This is a genomic window from Streptomyces sp. NPDC090499 (genome assembly GCF_044769305.1).
Taxonomy (GTDB): Bacteria; Actinomycetota; Actinomycetes; order Streptomycetales; family Streptomycetaceae; genus Streptomyces.
On sequence record NZ_JBIVXP010000029.1, the window covers coordinates 1 to 17,142 of the forward strand.

The 17,142-nt window shown below is 73.7% G+C and carries 9 protein-coding genes; 4 read left to right on the forward strand and 5 right to left on the reverse strand.

Going from position 1 to position 17,142, the window contains the following annotated elements:
* Positions 1-367 precede the first annotated feature (367 nt).
* Complete coding sequence (locus tag ACIQVL_RS47880; protein ID WP_403443931.1) at positions 368-913, reverse strand: MarR family winged helix-turn-helix transcriptional regulator; 546 nt, start codon at positions 911-913, stop codon at positions 368-370.
* A 141-nt stretch (positions 914-1,054) separates the two neighbouring features.
* Between ACIQVL_RS47880 and ACIQVL_RS47885 the strand changes: the two genes are divergently transcribed.
* Positions 1,055-2,329, forward strand: a complete 1,275-nt coding sequence (locus ACIQVL_RS47885) for an MFS transporter (RefSeq protein WP_403444079.1) — start codon at positions 1,055-1,057, stop codon at positions 2,327-2,329.
* A gap of 202 nt (positions 2,330-2,531) precedes the next feature.
* On the opposite strand, the gene ACIQVL_RS47890 is transcribed toward ACIQVL_RS47885, so the two are convergent.
* Together ACIQVL_RS47890 and ACIQVL_RS47895 are read right to left on the reverse strand one after the other, a co-directional pair.
* Positions 2,532-4,175, reverse strand: coding sequence for a SpoIIE family protein phosphatase (locus tag ACIQVL_RS47890; RefSeq protein ID WP_403443933.1), 1,644 nt, complete (start codon positions 4,173-4,175; stop codon positions 2,532-2,534).
* A gap of 192 nt (positions 4,176-4,367) precedes the next feature.
* Positions 4,368-5,747, reverse strand: a complete 1,380-nt coding sequence (locus ACIQVL_RS47895) for an NAD(P)/FAD-dependent oxidoreductase (RefSeq protein WP_403443936.1) — start codon at positions 5,745-5,747, stop codon at positions 4,368-4,370.
* A gap of 403 nt (positions 5,748-6,150) precedes the next feature.
* Between ACIQVL_RS47895 and ACIQVL_RS47900 the strand changes: the two genes are divergently transcribed.
* Together ACIQVL_RS47900 and ACIQVL_RS47905 are read left to right on the forward strand one after the other, a co-directional pair.
* Positions 6,151-6,936: a TetR/AcrR family transcriptional regulator gene (locus tag ACIQVL_RS47900; RefSeq protein WP_403443939.1), complete on the forward strand. Its 786-nt coding sequence runs from the start codon at positions 6,151-6,153 to the stop codon at positions 6,934-6,936.
* 265 nt (positions 6,937-7,201) lie between these two features.
* Positions 7,202-9,067, forward strand: a complete 1,866-nt coding sequence (locus ACIQVL_RS47905; RefSeq protein ID WP_403478786.1) for a sigma-70 family RNA polymerase sigma factor — start codon at positions 7,202-7,204, stop codon at positions 9,065-9,067.
* Here ACIQVL_RS47905 and ACIQVL_RS47910 read toward each other — a convergent pair.
* Together ACIQVL_RS47910 and ACIQVL_RS47915 are read right to left on the reverse strand one after the other, a co-directional pair.
* Positions 9,054-12,374, reverse strand: a complete 3,321-nt coding sequence (locus tag ACIQVL_RS47910) for a BTAD domain-containing putative transcriptional regulator (protein ID WP_403478787.1) — start codon at positions 12,372-12,374, stop codon at positions 9,054-9,056. The two genes, ACIQVL_RS47905 and ACIQVL_RS47910, sit on opposite strands and share 14 nt — an antisense overlap.
* 365 nt (positions 12,375-12,739) lie before the next feature.
* Positions 12,740-14,818, reverse strand: a complete 2,079-nt coding sequence (locus ACIQVL_RS47915) for an asparagine synthase-related protein (protein WP_403443948.1) — start codon at positions 14,816-14,818, stop codon at positions 12,740-12,742.
* Positions 14,819-15,566: 748 nt separating this feature from the next.
* Between ACIQVL_RS47915 and ACIQVL_RS47920 the strand changes: the two genes are divergently transcribed.
* Positions 15,567-16,991 carry an MFS transporter gene (locus tag ACIQVL_RS47920; protein WP_403443949.1) on the forward strand — a complete coding sequence of 475 codons (1,425 nt, stop codon included), beginning with the start codon at positions 15,567-15,569 and terminating at the stop codon, positions 16,989-16,991.
* The last annotated feature ends 151 nt before the right edge of the window (positions 16,992-17,142 follow it).

Sequence of the window (17,142 nt, forward strand, 5' to 3'; positions counted from 1 at the left end):
TTCCCTTTCCGGCGTTTCCGACTCTATCAGATCCTTTCGGCGTCTGATTCCCAGTCAGCGGGAGTTGCCTTCCCGGCCGTTGGGCCGTTCCGACGTTCCAAACCTTAGCGGATCCGCTCCGCGATTCCCAATCGGGCCTTGTGGTCCGACCGGGCACCGCTGAGACCCGAAATCGAATTGAATTCGGGCACGCCGAAATCAACCCGGTCGGGAGATCGTGCTGGTGGTTTGGGTGCCGCTCATGCGGCGGAGGTGCTGTCGCAGAACCGTTACGGCTCCGCGGCAACCCGAAGAACATTACGGGGCGGGCAGGGGGCTGTCAACCCTCCCCTGTCAAGATTTTTTCCGCCGCCCGCGCGCCGCGGCATCAGTCCAGGTCGGTGAGCCGGCCGCTGGCGTCGGGCTGCGCGTGCTCCACGCGGCGGAGCAGCCGGGTGAGGACCTCGCCGAGCACCGCACGCTCCGCCGGGGAGAGGTCCTGGAGCAGATCCTCCTCGAAGACGGAGGCGAGGCGCATGGCCTCCAGCCACTTCTCGCGCCCTTCGGTGGTCAGCTCGACGATCACCCGGACGCGGTTGCATTCGTCCCTCTCCCGGGTGACGAGCCCCTCGGCGACCATCCGGTCGATGCGGTGGGTCATCGCGGCCGGGGTGAGGCCGAGGCGCTTGGCCAGTTCGCTGGGACCCATGCGGTAGGGGACCCCGGAGAGGACGAGTGCCTTGAGGACCTCCCACTCCGCGTTGCTGATCCCGAGGGCGCCGGTCTGGCGGCCGTAGGCGACGTTCATGCGGCGGTTGAGCCGGGACAGCGCCGAGACGATCTTCTCGACCTGGGGGTCGAGGTCCTGGAACTCGCGCTGGTAGGCGGCGATCTGCTCGTCGAGCGTCGGCTCGCCGCCGGTGGTGTCGGCCATGGTCCGAAGTATCGCACGGACACGCTTGGCGTTGAAGTCCTTCGCGATGTAGTCTTTAGCTTCGAACTTTAGCTTCAAAGTCTTCAGGCTTCAGCAGTCCGTCGACTTGACGACCTGAGAGAGGTGAACGTGACCAGGGCGATGGGCGCAGCGATGCGCCGGATCCACGTGGGCAACGCACTCAGCGCGTTCGGGCTCGGTTTCACCGTCCCCTACCTGTACGTCTATGTGGCGCAGGTGCGGGGACTCGGTGCCATGACGGCGGGTGTCGTGCTCGCCGTCTTTGCCGTGGCCGCGTTGATAGTGCTGCCGTTCGCCGGCCGGGCGATCGTGCGGCGCGGCCCACTGCCGGTCCTTCTCACCGCCCTGGTGACAGCCGCTGCCGGTGCGCTGAGCCTGGGGCTGGCGGGGAGCGGTCCGGCGGTGCTGGCCGCGGCGGCGCTGCTGGGGGCCGGACAGGCCGTGATGCAGCCCGCGCTGGCGACGATGATCGTGGACTGCTCGACGGCGGAGACCCGGTCCCGGGCCTTCGCGACGCAGTTCTTCCTGCAGAACCTGGGGCTGGGCGTCGGCGGACTCATAGGCGGCCACCTCGTCGACACGACCCGGGTGTCCTCCTTCACCCTGCTCTTCGCGATCGAGGCGGCGATGTTCCTGCTGCTGGCCGTCGTGATGGCGACGGTGCGGCTGCCGCACTCGCCGCGCATCGCGGACGCGCCGGCCGCGGGGTCGGCAAGGGGCAGCTGGAAGCAGCTGCTCGGCAACCGGGCGATGGTGCAGCTGTCTGTGCTCGGCTTCGTGCTGTTCTTCGCCTGCTACGGGCAGTTCGAGTCCGGGCTGAGCGCGTACGGCGTGGAGGCGGCGGGGATATCCACGTCCGCGCTGGGGACCGCGCTGGCCGCGAACACGTTGATGATCGTCGTCGCCCAGTTCGCCGTGCTCAGGTTCGTCGAGCGTCGGCGGCGGTCGCGGGTGATCGCCGGGGTCGGGCTGATCTGGGCCGTCGCCTGGGTCGCCGCCGGGTACGCGGGGCTGGGACACGGCAGCCAGGAGATGGCGACGGCCGCGTTCGTGTCGACGTACGCGCTGTTCGGGCTGGGTGAGGCGATGCTGTCGCCGACGGTGGCTCCGCTGGTGGCCGACCTGGCGCCGGAGGGGATGGCCGGGCAGTACAACTCTGCGTTCGCGCTGGTCAAGCAGCTGGCGCTGGCGGTGGGGCCGGCCGTGGGCGGACCGCTGGGGGCCTCGCTGCCCGCACCGTACGTCGTGACGTTCCTGCTGTTCTCGCTGGGGATCAGCGTGCTGGCGGTACGCCTCGGAAAGCGGCTCACTGAGGTGCAGGACCGGCCCTGGCTCGCCGCAAGGAGCAGGGTCGTCGCCCGGGGTGGCGCAGCTGCGGAGTCCGTGTCCGCGTAGTGGGAGGCCGGGGGCGGGGTGTCACTTGCCGGCGCTGGCCGGGTGCCGCCGCGCCCACCCGTGCCGCCGCCCTGCGGCACGCCTGCCCGCAGCTGTGTCTTTGTCTTTCAGGGGCACTGGGGGTACCCCCGGCCGAATGCTGGGGGATGATCTGCGCGAGCAACCCCCACTCACTCGCACCCGCCCGACGGCCGCGCGTCCCCTACCCCTTCGGCAGTACGAACTCGCACCACACCGCCTTGCCGCCCCCGGGGGTCCGTCGGGACCCCCATCCCGACGCGATCGTGGCCACGATGGCGATGCCCCGGCCCGACTCGTCGCCCGGTTCCGCGCGCCTCCGGCGCGGCAGGTGGTCGTCGCCGTCCGTGACCTCGATGATCAGTCGGCGATCGGTGCGGCGGAGCCGCAGCCGCATGGGCGGGGTGCCGTGCTGGAGCGAGTTGGCAACGAGCTCACTCGTGGCGAGGACGCCCAGATCGTGGAGGTCGGCCGGAAAGCGCCAACTGGTCAGCACGCCGGAGGCGAACGCACGGGCGCGTGGCGCCGCCTCGATGCCGCCGAGCAGTTCCAGCGCGGCGTTGCGGAACAGCTCGCCGTCCGGGCCCGTACGGGCCGGATGCTGGAGGACGAGGACGGCGACGTCGTCGTCGTGGTCGGCCGTGACGCCGGCCGAGCGGACCAGGCGGTCGCAGATGACCTGGGGGGTGCCGGTGGCGCCCGCCAGTGCCCGCTCCAGCGCCTCGATGCCCTCGTCAAGGTCCGCGTCACGGCGTTCGACCAGGCCGTCCGTGTAGAGGACGGCCGTCGAGCCGGGGCTCAGCGGCACCGAGGCGGACGCGTGGACCCAGCCGCCGGTGCCGAGCGGCGGTCCGGTCGGTTCCTCGGTGCGCAGCACGCCGCCGTGCTCGTCGCGGACGAGGATCGGGAGGTGGCCGGCGGAGGCGTACACCAGGCGGCCCTCGTTGGGGTCGTGGACGGCGTAGACGCAGGTGGCGATCTGGTTGGGGTCGATCTCGGTGGCGAGGCCGTCGAGGAGCTGGAGGACCTCGTGCGGGGGGAGGTCCAGGCGGGCGTAGGCGCGGACCGCGGTACGGAGCTGGCCCATGACGGCCGCCGCACGGACGCCGCGGCCCATGACGTCGCCGATGACGAGGGCGGTGCGGCCGCCGCCGAGGGTGATGACGTCGTACCAGTCGCCGCCGACCGCGGCCTCGGTGCCGCCGGGCTGGTAGGTCGCGGCGATCCGGAGGTCGTCCGGCTGTTCCAGTTCCTGCGGGAGCAGCGAGCGCTGGAGAGTCACGGCCGTCTCGCGCTGCCGGCGTTCGCTGGCGCGCAGCCGCTCCGCCGCCTCGGCGTGGTCGGTGACGTCGGTGGCGAAGAGGAGGACGCCGCCGTCGCGGTCGCCGTTCTCGGCGACCGGGGTGCAGGTGAACGTGTAAGTGCGGCCGTCGAGCGCCTTGCGGGACTTGAGGGTGCGGGGCTTGCCGCTGCGCAGGACCTGGTCGAGGAGGGGGAGGAGGCCGAGTTCGGCGAGCTCGGGCAGGGCCTCGCGGGCGGGGGCGCCCGGGGGGCGTGCGCCGAAGGCCGTCGTATAGGCGTCGTTGACGTACGCGATGTGGTGGTCGGGGCCGTGGACGAGGGCGACCAGGGCCGGGACGTGGTCGAGGACGCCGCGGGCGGGCAGTTCGTCGACCGCGGGCACGCAGGGCGAGTCGTCGGTCAGTTGTTCGGCGCGGGCCGCGGGTACGGAGTCCCCCCGCCGGTCCGGGGAGACCGCGTGCTCGGTCCGCGCTGCGGCGCGGCGCTGCGTTCCGGGGAGCCGGGCGCTCCAGCGCGTGAAGTTCACGAAACCTTGCCTCGTGTCGTCGTCTCCGGCCGGCTCGGGGAGCGGCCGGGGGCCGGGGGAGGTCCCCCGGTGCAGTTCTGGGGAGAAGCTGGGGATGAGCCTGGTGCTCGGTCGGAGGGCAGTCTGGCAGGGTGGCCGTCGGCGACGACATCCGTCAGACGCCGGGGCGGTCCGTGGAGTTCCTGAGTTCCGTCAGGACGACCCGTTCGAGTCGTCGGAGGGACTGTGTGGAGGCTTTCCACCGGCCGCGAGTTCGAACTCCGCTCGGGGATGTTCGAGTGATCCGAGCGAGACGATCTCCCGTTTGAAGAGCCCGGAGAGGGTCCATTCGGCGAGGACGCGGGCCTTGCGGTTGACGGTGGGCACCCTGCTCAGGTGGTAGACGCGGTGCATGAACCAGGCAGGGTAGCCCTTCAGCCGTCGCCCGTAGACCTGGGCGACGCCCTGGTGGAATCCGAGCGAGGCGACCGAGCCGGCGTAGGTGTGGGCGTAGGTGTCGAGGGGTTCGCCGCGCAGTGCGTGGACGATGTTGTCGCCGAGGACCCTGGCCTGGCGGACCGCGTGCTGGGCGTTGGGGGCGGTCTCGGTGCCGGGTTCGGCGGCGGTGACGTCGGGGACGGCGGCGGCGTCGCCCGCGGCCCATGCGTGGTCGACGCCGTCGATGGTCAGCTCGGCCGTGCATTTCAGCCGTCCCCGCGGGGTGCGTGGCAGGTCGGTGGCGGCGACCAGCGGGTGCGGTTTGACGCCGGCCGTCCAGACGACGGTGCGGGTCGGGAAGCGCTGGCCGTCGCTGAGGACGGCGACGCGGTCGGCGCAGGACTCCAGGCGGGTTTCCAGCAGCACCTGGATGTTGCGGCGGCGCAGTTCGGTGACGGTGTAGCGGCCCAGCTCGGGGCCGACCTCGGGGAGGATCCGGTCGGTGGCCTCGACGAGGACCCATTTCATGTCCTCGGGCTGGATGTTGTGGTAGTACCGCGCGGCGTAGCGGGCCATGTCCTCCAGTTCGCCGAGGGCTTCCACGCCCGCGTAGCCGCCGCCGACGAAGACGAAGGTGAGGGCCGCGTCACGGATCGCGGGGTCGCGGGTGGAGGAGGCGATGTCCATCTGCTCGATGACGTGGTTGCGCAGGCCGATGGCCTCCTCGACGGTCTTGAAGCCGATGCCGTGCTCGGCGAGGCCGGGGATGGGCAGGGTGCGCGCGATCGAGCCGGGGGCGAGGACCAGTTCGTCGTACTCCAGGAAGGTGGCGCCCTTTCGCTCCTCGGCGGTGGCGAGGGTGGCCACTTCGGCGGTGCGCTTGGCGTGTTCGACGGCCGTCACCTCGCCGATGACGACATGACACCGGTCCAGAACGCGCCGCAGGGGTACGACGACATGACGAGGGGAAATCGAACCCGCGGCCGCTTCGGGAAGGAACGGCTGGTACGTCATGTAGGGATCGGGGGTGACGACAGTGATGTCGACCTCCCCCCGGCTGAGCTCCCGCTTCAGCCTCCGCTGCAGCCGCAGGGCCGTGTACATCCCGACGTAGCCGCCGCCGACAACGAGAATGCGCGCACGTTCCTTCACCATCCCATGACGCACCCGTGACTGTTGTTTGTCCACAGCCCCGGCAATTTGTGTGACCGGCGGACGGCTTTCCGGGGCTCCGGGCGCGCGCCCCGGGCCGGACGAAAGGGACCAGGTCAGCGGGGGCGGGCAGGGTGGCGCGAAGGCACCGAACCGGGAGGTATACGACCCGTACTCCGATCGGGGGGCGCACCGTGCGGAACGTCCCCCTTCTGAATTGACAGCCTCTCAACTATGTTCGTGTGGCGACGGGGTGTAGGGGATGTGGTCGAACGGGTCGCGACGGGCGGTCCGCCCGGCCCGGGGTCCATGGATCGGTCATGGGCCGGTCGCAGTTCCGCTCACTCCGGCCATCAGTGACGGGGAGAGTCTCCGGGGGGAGACGTCGTTAACCGGGGGAATACAAATGCACATTCAGGACACACATTGGGCACCGGCTTCCGCTCTGGCGGCCGGTGGCGGAACGGTGACCGCGGCGGCGGGCAACGGACGCGGTGACGGGCCGCGTACGACGCCGCTGCGGGTGGACGCACAGCGCAATCTGGAGCACGTGCTGCGTGCGGCACGCGAGGTCTTCGGCGAGCTGGGGTACGGCGCGCCGATGGAGGACGTGGCGCGGCGGGCACGGGTCGGGGTCGGCACCGTGTACCGGCGTTTCCCGAGCAAGGACGTGCTGGTACGGCGGATAGCCGAGGAGGAGACCTCCCGGCTGACCGACCAGGCGCGGGCCGCGCTCGGGCAGGAGGACGAGCCGTGGTCGGCGCTGTCGCGCTTCCTGCGGACGTCGGTGGCATCGGGGGCGGGGCGGTTGCTGCCGCCTCAGGTGCTGCGGGTCGGCGTGCCGGAGGAAGTCGGCGGCGCCGGGGCCGGTTCCGGCGCCGAGGAGGCCCGGGTGCCGCAACAGCGGACGCAGCCGGGCGCCGGTGCCGGGGAGTTGCGGCTGGTGCCGGACGAACGGGAACCGGTGGGCGATGCCGCCGACGACGCGGGGGCGGCCGCGCTGCTCGACGTCGTGGGGCGGCTGGTGGAACGGGCGCGGACGGCTGGTGAGTTGCGGCCGGACGTCTCCGTCTCCGACGTGCTGCTGGTGATCGCGACGGCGGCGCCGTCCCTGCCGGATGCTGCGCAGCAGGCGGCGGCTTCGGCTCGGTTGCTGGACATCTTGCTGGAGGGGTTGCGGTCCCGGACCTGACGGTGGCCTTGCCCGGTCGGGTGGCCTTCGCAGGGTCGCGTGCCGGGTCGTGCCGTGCCAGGACCGTGGGCGGGTGCGGGTTGACTGTGGCTGGTCGCGCAGTTCCCCGCGCCCCTTGCGGGGCGCTTTCCTCTGCGGGGCGCTGCCGTCCCACCGTTTCCTCTTCCGGGTGACCGTTTCGCCGCTCGGGGGCCGGGGCGAAAGCCGGTGTGGCAGTCTGAGCCGGTGATTCGGTCGGGTGGGCAGGCATCGGGGGCGTTCCGCGATGGGCGTTGACGGGTGGGACGAGTCCGTCGGTGAGGAGACGGCCTCGCCGCAGGTGCCCAGCCAGGGCGGCCGGGCCGCGGTTCCGCCGGCGGGTGCACCGCCGGAAGGGAACGTTCCGGCACAGCGTGACGGGAGCGTCCTGCCGCCGCCCCGGGAACTGCCGCATCCCGACAGCCAGTTGATCGAGCGGATGCGGGCCGGCGACGACTCGGCGTACGAGGAGCTGTACCGGCGGCACGCGGACGCGGTACGGCGCTATGCGCGCACCTGCTGCCGGGACGGGCACACCGCCGACGACCTGACCGCCGAGGTGTTCGCCCGCATGCTGCAGGCGGTGCGCGGCGGGTCGGGGCCCGAGTACGCCGTGCGGGCCTACCTGCTCACCTCCGTACGGCGGGTCGCCGCGCAGTGGACCAGGTCGGCCCGGCGTGAGCAACTCGTCGACGACTTCGCGCTGTTCGCGGCACAGGCCGGGCGCGGTTCCGAGGTGGCGGACGACGACACTCTGGACCTCGGCGCCGAGGTGCGAGCGATGCACGAGGCCGAGCAGTCGATGGCGATGCAGGCCTTCCGTTCGCTGCCGGAGCGCTGGCAGGCCGTGCTGTGGCACACCGAGGTCGAGGACGAGTCGCCGAGCGAGGTGGCCGTCCTCTTCGGGCTGGACGCCAACGGCACCCGGGTCCTTGCCAGCCGGGCCCGGGAGGGCCTCAAGCAGGCCTACCTCCAGGCCCACGTGAGCGCCGCCCTCATCGGCGACGAGGAGTGCGCCCGCTACGCCGACCAGCTCGGCGGCTACGCCCGCCGCAAGCTGCGGGTCCGCGCCGAACGCGGGCTGCGCAAGCACCTGGAGGAGTGCGCCAGGTGCCGGCTGGCCGCCGCCCAGATCGAAGAGGTCGCGAGCGGTATCCCGGCCGTCGTGCCGGTCGCGGTCATCGGCTGGTTCGGGGCCGCCGGGTACGCCAAGGCGCTCGGGATCATCGCCGGGAGCGCCGGTGTGGGGGCCGCGGGCGCGGCCGCCGCGGCGGGCGGTTCGTCCGGCGGGGCGGGCGGCGGTGCCGGGAGCGCCGCGGCCTCGGAGGGGCTCGCGGGGCCGGTGAAGGCCGGTATCGCCGCCGGCGTGGTCGCGGCGGCCATCGCCGTGGTGGCCCTCGCCCTGACGAACGACGGCCACCCGGTCAAGGAGGCCGCCAGGCCCACCCCGTCCGCACCGGCCGTGCAGCCCGAGGCCCCGACCCCGGCCCCCACCCCGGCGAAGAGGAAACCGGAGCCGGAGCCGGTCGTCCTCGCCCCCGAACCGACCCCGACCCCCACGCCGACGCCGACCCCGAGCCCGCGGCCCACACCGACGCCGACCTCCACCCCGACACCCACGCCCACCCCGCCGGAACCGACCCCCACCCCCACGCCGACGCCCACGCCGCCGCCCGCCCCGGCCGTCTACCAGTGGAGCGAACTGCGCTTCGACGTCACCGGCGACGGCACCCGGCCCGAGATGCGGCTCGGCGACAGCAGCTGGGTGTGGCAGCGCTACGGCGTGACGGTCGCCGACAAGGAGTACGCGCACGGCGTCACCGTGCACGGCCGCTCCTCCGTCACCATCGACCTCAACCGGCAGTGCACCGCCTACGACGCGATGGCCGGCGTCGACGACATGACCCTGGGCCTCGGCGAGGTCACCTTCGCCGTCTACGCGGACGGGGTCGGGCTGTGGCGGTCCGGGGTGGTCGAGGGCGGACAGGCCGCCGTGCCCGTCCACGTGGACCTGACCGGGCACCGGACCGTGCAGCTGGTGGTCGAACCGCGGACCGCCTTCGACACGGTGGCACTCGCCGACTGGGCCGAGTCGAAGTTCACGTGCCGCTAGCGGCCGTCGGGGTTCTGCCCAGTTCGCGCAGGGCGGCTTCCTCGGTGAGGGAGGCACCGCGCGCACGCTCGGCCGCGTAGCGCCGCGGGGTCAGCGAGGCGCGGGCGGCCGCGTCGACCTCCTCGGCGCGGGTGCGCTCCGGCTCGGGACGGACGCTTCCGGCGCGCCAGTGCTCGGCGGCGGCGTACAGCCGTACCGCGCCTGCCAGATCGCCAAGCCGGGCCAGCAGGTCGGCGCCGATGTCCACCAGCGCCGCGGTGATCACCTCGGCGCTCCGGTACTCCACCGCCTCGCGCAGCCCTTCGGCCACGATCGGCAGCCCCTGCTCCGGGCCGTGCTCCACCGTCGTGAGCAGGGCCTCGACCGCGCGGACCGCGGCCAGGAACTGCGGCGGCACGGAACCGACCACCGCCGCGGCACGGGCGAACTCGAAGCACTCGCGCGCCCGCGCAGGTTCCCCGTCGTACAGGGCCAGGTGCGCCCGGAGCAGCGCCACGTACGCTTGCGACTCCGCCACGCCGTACCGGTCGGCGGCCTCGCCCGCCCGGTCCAGGCAGGCTCGGGCGGCCACCCGGTCTCCGGAGCGGAAGGCGATCTCGGCGAGCCGCGCGAGCAGGAACGGCGTCTCCGCGTGTGCTCCGACCTCCCGGGCGAGCCGCAGCGCCTCCCGGTACTCGCCCTCCGCCGCCGCGAACCGCCCGCGCGCCATGTCCGCCTCCCCGGCCGCGCTGCACACCTGGGCCCCCATCCAGCGGTCCCCGACCCGCCGGCTGAGGACGCGCAGCTCGGCCAGGTCCTCGTCGACACCCCGCAGGTTGCCGGGCGAGTCGACCATGATGTGGGTGCGGTACATCAGGCTGACGCCGACCTCCCAGTCACCGCCGTGCACCCGGCAGTTGTCGACCACGGCGGACATGTCGGGAGCGACCTCCGCGGCACCGCCCAGGACGTACGTGGTGAGCGGCCAGATGAGACCGGGCAGCCGCGCGGCCCGCGGGCCGCCGTCCTCGAAGGCGGCCCGGACGGCCGCGACGTACCGCGGGGCCCGCTCGTCAGCCGCCAGGTCGGGCCGGCCGGACTCGGACGCCAGGAACAGGTCGAGCAGCCTGAGGTCCATGCGCAGCTCGTACAACGGGTGCCCGGCCTGGGCGTCGGGCGCGGCCAGGAGGGCGCCGACGGGGTCCGCCGTGGCGGCGAGCGCGCACCGTTCGTCCGGGTCGGCGTCCTCGGGCAGGGCGTCCAGGGCGACCCCGAGGCGCAGCACCGCCCGTACCGAGGCCGTCGCCTCCAGGCGGTAGTTGCGCAGCCACCAGAACCAGCCGACGGCGAGGGCGATCCGGCCCGCACGCACCTCGTCGCCCGCGTGGACCGCCCGGTCGAGGGCGGCGCGGATGTTGTCGAGGTCGGCCTCCAGGCGGCGGATCCAGGGAAGCTGCTCCCCGGAGCGCAGTCTCGGCTCCGCCTCCTCCACCAGCGCGCACACCCACGCGCCGTGCCGTCGCTCGGCCGCGGCCCGCAGCCCTGGGACCTCGGCGGCGCGCTCGACGGCGTACTCGTGGATGGTCTCCAGCATGCGGTAGCGCATACCGCCGGTGCCGCCGGTGCCGCCCTCGCCGTCCGGGGTGGCGATGATCAGGGACTTGTCCACGAGCGCGCCGACGACTTCGGCGGCCGGTCCGGTGCAGACGGCTTCCGCTGCCGTGAGGTCCCAGCCGCCGGCGAAGACGGACACCTCGCACAGCATCGTCCGCTCCCGCTCGTCGAGCAGGTCCCAGGACCAGTCGACGACGGCGCGCAGGGTCTGCTGGCGGGGCAGGACCGTGCGGCTGCCTGCGGTGAGCAGGCGGAAGCGGTCGTCGAGCCGGTCGGCGATCTGCCGGGGCGTCAGCAGCCGGAGCCGGGCCGCCGCGAGCTCGATCGCGAGGGGCAGTCCGTCCAGGCGTCGGCAGATCTCGTCGACGGCCACCGGGTCGCCCGGCGCGGCCCCGGCACCGGTCCCGGTCCCGGTCCCGGTCCCGGGGCGGACGGTGGCGGCGCGCTCCTCGAAGAGGCGGTGTGCCTGTTCGGGGGCGAGGGGTTCGACCGGGCGCACCAACTCGCCGGGGATGCCCAGGGGTTCACGGCTGGTGGCGAGGACCGTGAGCCCGGGGCAGTGGGTGAGCAGGGTTTCGGCGAGGGCGGCCGCCGCTTCGATGACATGTTCGCAGTTGTCAAGGATCAGGAGTTGACTGCGCGGGGCGCAGTACTCGACGAGCAGAGCCGTGGGGTCGGTCTGCACCGTCGCCAGCTCGTTGGTCATGAGCACGGTCTCGCGCAGACCGAGCGCGCTGACCACCGCGCCCGGCACCGCCTCGGGCCGGTCGAGCGCGGCGAGCTCGACGAGCCATGCCTGCGGGAGTCCGGCGGCGGCCTCCTCGGCGAGACGGGTCTTTCCGGAGCCGCCCGGTCCGGTGAGGGTGACGAGACGGGCCCTGTGCAATTCGGAACGAACGGCTTCGAGCTCGGGTTCCCGCCCCACGAAAGAGGTAAGCCGCGGACGGAGGTTGCCGGTGCGGGGCGGGGGCCCCTGCAGCGGGGTTGTCTCCTGCGTGAGCAACGACGCGTGCAGGGCCTGGAGTTCCGGGCCGGGGTCGGTGCCGAGGCCCTCGGCGAGGGTGCGGCGGGCGGTCTCGTACGCGGCGAGGGCGTCCGCCGGGCGGCCGGTGTCGCGCAGGGCGCGCATGAGCAGGGCGTGCAGCGGCTCGTCGTACGGGTGGGCCGTGGTGAGCTCGGTCAGCTCCGGTACGGCACCGGCGGCCCGGCCGAGGCGGAGGGCGGCGTCGGCGCGGGCGCGGGCGGCTTCCAGCCGGAGCGCGTCCGGACGGACGGCGGCCGGGGCGCGCTCGGGGAGGTCGGCGAGGGCGGGGCCGCGCCAGAGGGCGAGGGCGTCGGTGAGCACGCGGTGGGCCGTCGCCGGGTCGCCGACGGCCAGCGCGTCGGTGCCCTCGCGGACCTGCCGCTCGAAGACGTGCAGGTCGATGTCGTCCTCGGCAGCCGCCAGCCGGTAGCCGCCGGGGGTCGAGGCGATGCTGTCCCGGCCGAGGGCCCTGCGGAGCCGGCCGACGAGGGCCTGGAGGGCGGCCGGGGCGTCCTGGGGCGGGTCGTCGTCCGCCGCCCAGATCTCCTCGATGAGGGTCTCGGGGGTGAGGGTGCGGGCGGGGTGGAGGGCGAGGACCGTGAGCAGGGCGCGGAGGCGGGGGCCGCCGACGGGTATGGGGCTGCCCTGGTCGTCGCTGGCTTGGGCCACGCCCAGGATTCGGTACCGCACGGGGTCATTGTCGCCGGGGGCGGGTTTCAGCGCCGAGGGTTTCCATGGCACCCGGCGTGGGTGCCGGGGGGCGGGCCGCTCACCGGCGCTGGCCGGGTGCCGGGGGGGTGGGGACGCTCACCGGCGCTGGCCGGGTGCCGGGGGGGTGGGGACGCTCACCGGCGCTGGCCGGGTGCCGCCGCGCCCACCCGCGCCCACCCGTGCCGCCCCAGCGGCACGACTGCCCGCGCTGGGTGGCTACGCCAACTGCAGCGCCCCGTCAGGGGCGCGGGGAACTGCGCGACCAGCCCCCACCGGCCCGCGGCCGAAACGCAGGGGCCCCCGATGCGGCAGCCCCCGGATACGGCGGCCCCACCCCCAAAGGGTCACGCCCCTGATGCCAACGCCCCCCGCATCGGCCGTACCCCGGCAGGGACCGCACGCGCGCGTGCCGGCGTCCCCGTCCAGCACGTGCCGCGGCGGGAGAGGAGCCGACGCAGCCACAGCTCCAGGGAGACCAGGTCGGCCAGCCCGTCCAGCGGCAGCGGCTCGCCCGCGGCCGCCGCGCGGAGCGCCTTGCGGACCACCCGCGCCTCCACCAGGCCCGCCTGCGCCAGCAGCGGCGTCGAGAAGAGGGAGATCAGGTCGTCGGCCGCCACGCGCAGCCCCGTGCGGGTGGCGGCCGCCGAGGACGCGTGGGAGGGGGCGCCCCAGCCCGGCGGGAGGTCGGTGACGCCTGCGCCCTCCAGGACCGTGCGGAGGATCGCGGCGCGGGCGCCGGGCTGGACCCGCAGGGCCTCGGGGAGGTCGCGGCAGGCGCGGACCACCTGGTTGTCGAGGAAGGGCGTGTGCAGGCGCTGGGAACGGATCTCGGCCGCCTGTTCCAGGACGCGGATGTCGGCCGCGTGGCGGGCCAGCACGGCACGCGCGCGGTAGTCTCCGGGGCGCTGCCCGGGGCCGACGCCGGAGCGGTTCGCCGAACCCTGGAGCAGAACCGATACTTCAGCCAGCGCCTCACCGGTCAGCCAGCGCGCCGCCGGGCCCGGTCTCGCCCAGGTGAGCGCCGCGAGGGAGGCGCCCACCGCGCCTCCGGGGTCGTCGAACCGGCGTCGCATCAGGCGCTCGGCGAGGGACTCGACGCCCTCACGGTACGGCGTGCGCGCCAGGCGGCGGGCCGCGCTGTACACGCGCGCGGGGACCATCACCGAGCCGTCGGCCTTGGCGAGCGCGGCGACCGGGCGGACGAGGTGGCGGCGCTTGCGGTCCATCAGCAGGTCGGCGAGGCGCGCGGGGTGGGCGTCGAGGACCTGGCGGGCGCCGTAGCCGGTGAAGTGGTCGGCGCTGCCTGCGGCGAGCCGGGCGCGGTGCCGGGCCGCGGAGATCAGGGACGGGCCCGGTTCGTCGGTGAGAGGGCCGTCGAGGTCGGCGTACGGCAGCATCTCCTCGCCCCCGGTGACCACCACGTGGTGCAGCCGCGGGTTGGCGGCGAGGACACCCGCACGTTCCAGTTCGGCCTCGCGGCCGCCCACCGCCAGATCGTTGAAGGTGACGGCGAGAAGGCGCTCGCCGGCCCCCGTGCCGTGGCCGAGGACCGTGCCGGGCATGCCGGGCAGGCCCGCGGCCAGCAGGGCCAGCGTCCCCGACGCCGGTCCGCCGGACAGGTCGGCGCCGATGCCCGGGACCGGCATCCCGCGCGCCGCGCGACGCTCCGCGGGGCCCATGCCGGGCACCGGACCAGGGTCGATGTCCGGGACGTGCCGGGGCGCCGACAGCCGCGCGCGTACCGCTTCTACGAGCGCGTCCCGTACCGCGTCCACCGCGCGGTCGGGGTCGGCGGAGGGTGCGGCGACCGCGAGCGAGGCGACCTGCTCGTACCCGGCGACCTCGCGCGCCCCGGTGCGCAGGATCAGCGCATGCCCCGGCGGAATGCGCCGCACGCCCTCGTACGGGGTCGAGTCGTGCAGCGCGGCCGGTACGTCGGGGGCGGCGAGGAGGGCCGCGAGGTGGCCGTAGTCGAGGTTGGCCTCGATGAGGTCGGCGAGCGGGAGCGCGGCCGTGGCGTAGGCCGTACCGCCTGCCCAGGGGCTGTAGAAGACCGGGCGGGCGCCCGCGAGGTCGCCGCAGACGGTGACCCGGCGGCCGACCTGGACGACGGCGGTGTAGCTGCCGGGCCAGGCGGTCAGATGCCGGAGTGCGCCCCCGCGCGCCGTGAAGAGGCCGAGGCGCAGTTCCTCGTCGGTGGCGCCGCAGGTGCCGAGGACGGCGATGCGGTTCTGCGCGTCGGCCTTGATGACGCGGACCTCGTCGGGGCGCCAGTCACCGACCGCCCAGAGCGGGTCGGGGTCGCCCCACAGGAGCTGGGAGCCGACGGGGTGGACGGTCTCGCCGTCGTAGCCCATGGCGCCGGCGGAGCCGATCGTGGCGGCACCGGAGATGGTGCTGCTCCACCCCACCAACCACCGCATCGACGCCTCCACAGGCTGTGGACAACCATGCACGGTACGAACCGGGTCCCCATGCTGCCATGAAGGACGCGGTCAGGAGGGACGGTGGGGCCGCCTTTGATCCCCGGAAGATTTCACGGAGTTGCCGTGGAGTCGCGGCCGGACCGGCCACGCGCGCGTGGCGCGGGAGAGCCGTGGCGGGAGCCGGGCGCCGTACGGTACCGGGCGACCGCGACGTGAATGCGCCCCCTGTACGCTCCCCAAAAACGCCCTACGCGCCCTCAATTGCCATGGTAGGAGCGTTGAGTCGCCGAAAAAGGTGGGGGCGATTTTCGGCCAAATCGGCGACGGCCGCGCGGACTTGCGCACGCTCCGTACATGCTTTGCGCATCACACGCGCGCGTGCCCGGACGTGCACAGTCCGGGAGGCGGGCATCGCCTCCCGGACCGGTCCGCCACCCGCGGGGATGAAGGTGGCGGTGTCCCCCAGCCCACTGGATCCAGTACAGCGGGCCGACCCACGCACTAGCCATGGAACCGCTCCCCCGTTGGCCGGAGAAGAGCGCACGGCCGGGCGCACGGCCACACGGCGGGGGCACGCCGCGACAGGCCGAGCACGGTGCGTATATGGGCCGCACTCGCGTACGGACCACAATCCCGCCATCCGGAACAATGCCCCTTAACGCTTGGGATGCGGCGAACTACGCTGGGTTTACGAATGCCGCGTGGTTATGCCAGCGCGACAGCCGTCTGTGTCGAGGGGTGGCGCATGTCCAGGGAGCAACGCGGGCCGAACGAAAAACTCGGCACCGTTCTCGCCCTCGCGGGAATCAGCAACGCAGGACTCGCGCGACGCGTCAACGATCTTGGCGCTCAACGCGGGTTGACTCTTCGCTACGACAAGACGTCGGTGGCGCGCTGGGTGTCGAAGGGCATGGTGCCGCAGGGCGCCGCGCCACACCTCATCGCCGCCGCGATAGGCCAGAAGCTCGGCCGCCCGGTGCCGCTCCACGAGATCGGCCTGGCGGACGCGGATCCCGCCCCCGAAGTGGGCCTCGCCTTCCCCAGGGACGTCGGCCAGGCGGTGCGGTCGGCGACGGAGCTGTACCGCCTCGACCTCGCCGGCCGCCGGGCCGGTTCCGGCGGCATCTGGCAGTCGCTGGCCGGTTCGTTCGCAGTGAGCGCATACGCAACGCCCGCCTCGCGGTGGCTGATAACCCCCGCCGACAGTTCGGTCGCGCGCGAGGCGAACGCCGCGGACAGTGCGGGCGCACCGCTCAAAGTCGGCCACAGCGACGTGCAGAAGCTGCGGGAGGCCGCCGAGGACGCCAGACGCTGGGACTCCAAGTACGGCGGCGGCGACTGGCGGTCGTCGATGGTGCCGGAGTGTTTACGGGTCGAGGCGGCACCGCTGCTGCTCGGCGCGTACTCCGACGAAGTCGGGCGGGCGCTGTTCGGGGCGAGTGCCGAACTGACCCGGCTCGCCGGGTGGATGGCCTTCGACACCGGGCAGCAGGAGGCGGCGCAGCGGTACTACATCCAGGCGCTGCGGCTCGCCCGCGCGGCGGCCGACGTGCCGCTCGGCGGGTACGTCCTGGCATCGATGTCCCTGCAGGCGACGTACCGGGGCTTCGGCGACGAGGGCGTCGACCTCGCGCAGGCCGCCGTGGAGCGCAACCGGGGGCTGGCGACCGCACGGACCATGAGCTTCTTCCGGCTGGTCGAGGCGCGGGCACACGCGCGTGCGGGGGACGCACAGGCCGCCGGGGCCGCGCTGAAGGCGGCGGAGGGGTGGCTGGAGCGGGCGCGGGAGGGGGACAACGATCCGTCCTGGCTCGGCTTCTACGGCTACGACCGGTTCGCGGCGGACGCGGCCGAGTGCTACCGGGACCTGAAGGCCCCGCGGCAGGTGCGGCGCTTCACGGAACAGGCGCTGTCCAAGCCGACGGAGGAGTTCGTGCGGTCGCACGGGCTGCGGCTGGTGGTCTCCGCGGTCGCCGAACTGGAGTCGGGCAACCTCGACGCGGCCTGCGAGCAGGGGGTGCGGGCCGTGGAGGTGGCCGGGCGGATATCGTCCGCGCGGACCACGGAGTACGTGAAGGATCTGCTGCACCGGCTGGAACCGTACGGGGACGAGCCGCGGGTGGTGGAGCTGCGGGAGCGGGCGAGGCCGTTGCTGATGGCGCCGGCGTGAGGGGCGCCCGCGCGTCTGCCGGGCCACCGCGGTCCTGAGGGCGCGGGTGCGTCGTGGTTGCTCGCGCAGTTCCCCGCGCCCCTGACGAGGCGCTTCACCAACCGTGCGTTTGAAGTGGATGTCAGTGGCGCAGTGCACTATCGAGCGTGGG

Coding starts and splice junctions, on each gene's coding strand:
- ACIQVL_RS47880 (WP_403443931.1), bottom strand. CDS start 913: ATGGCCGACACCACCGGCGGCGAGCCGACGCTCGACGAGCAGATCGCC.
- ACIQVL_RS47885 (WP_403444079.1), top strand. CDS start 1,055: ATGGGCGCAGCGATGCGCCGGATCCACGTGGGCAACGCACTCAGCGCG.
- ACIQVL_RS47895 (WP_403443936.1), bottom strand. CDS start 5,747: ATGGTGAAGGAACGTGCGCGCATTCTCGTTGTCGGCGGCGGCTACGTC.
- ACIQVL_RS47900 (WP_403443939.1), top strand. CDS start 6,151: ATGCACATTCAGGACACACATTGGGCACCGGCTTCCGCTCTGGCGGCC.
- ACIQVL_RS47905 (WP_403478786.1), top strand. CDS start 7,202: ATGGGCGTTGACGGGTGGGACGAGTCCGTCGGTGAGGAGACGGCCTCG.
- ACIQVL_RS47915 (WP_403443948.1), bottom strand. CDS start 14,818: ATGCGGTGGTTGGTGGGGTGGAGCAGCACCATCTCCGGTGCCGCCACG.
- ACIQVL_RS47920 (WP_403443949.1), top strand. CDS start 15,567: ATGTCCAGGGAGCAACGCGGGCCGAACGAAAAACTCGGCACCGTTCTC.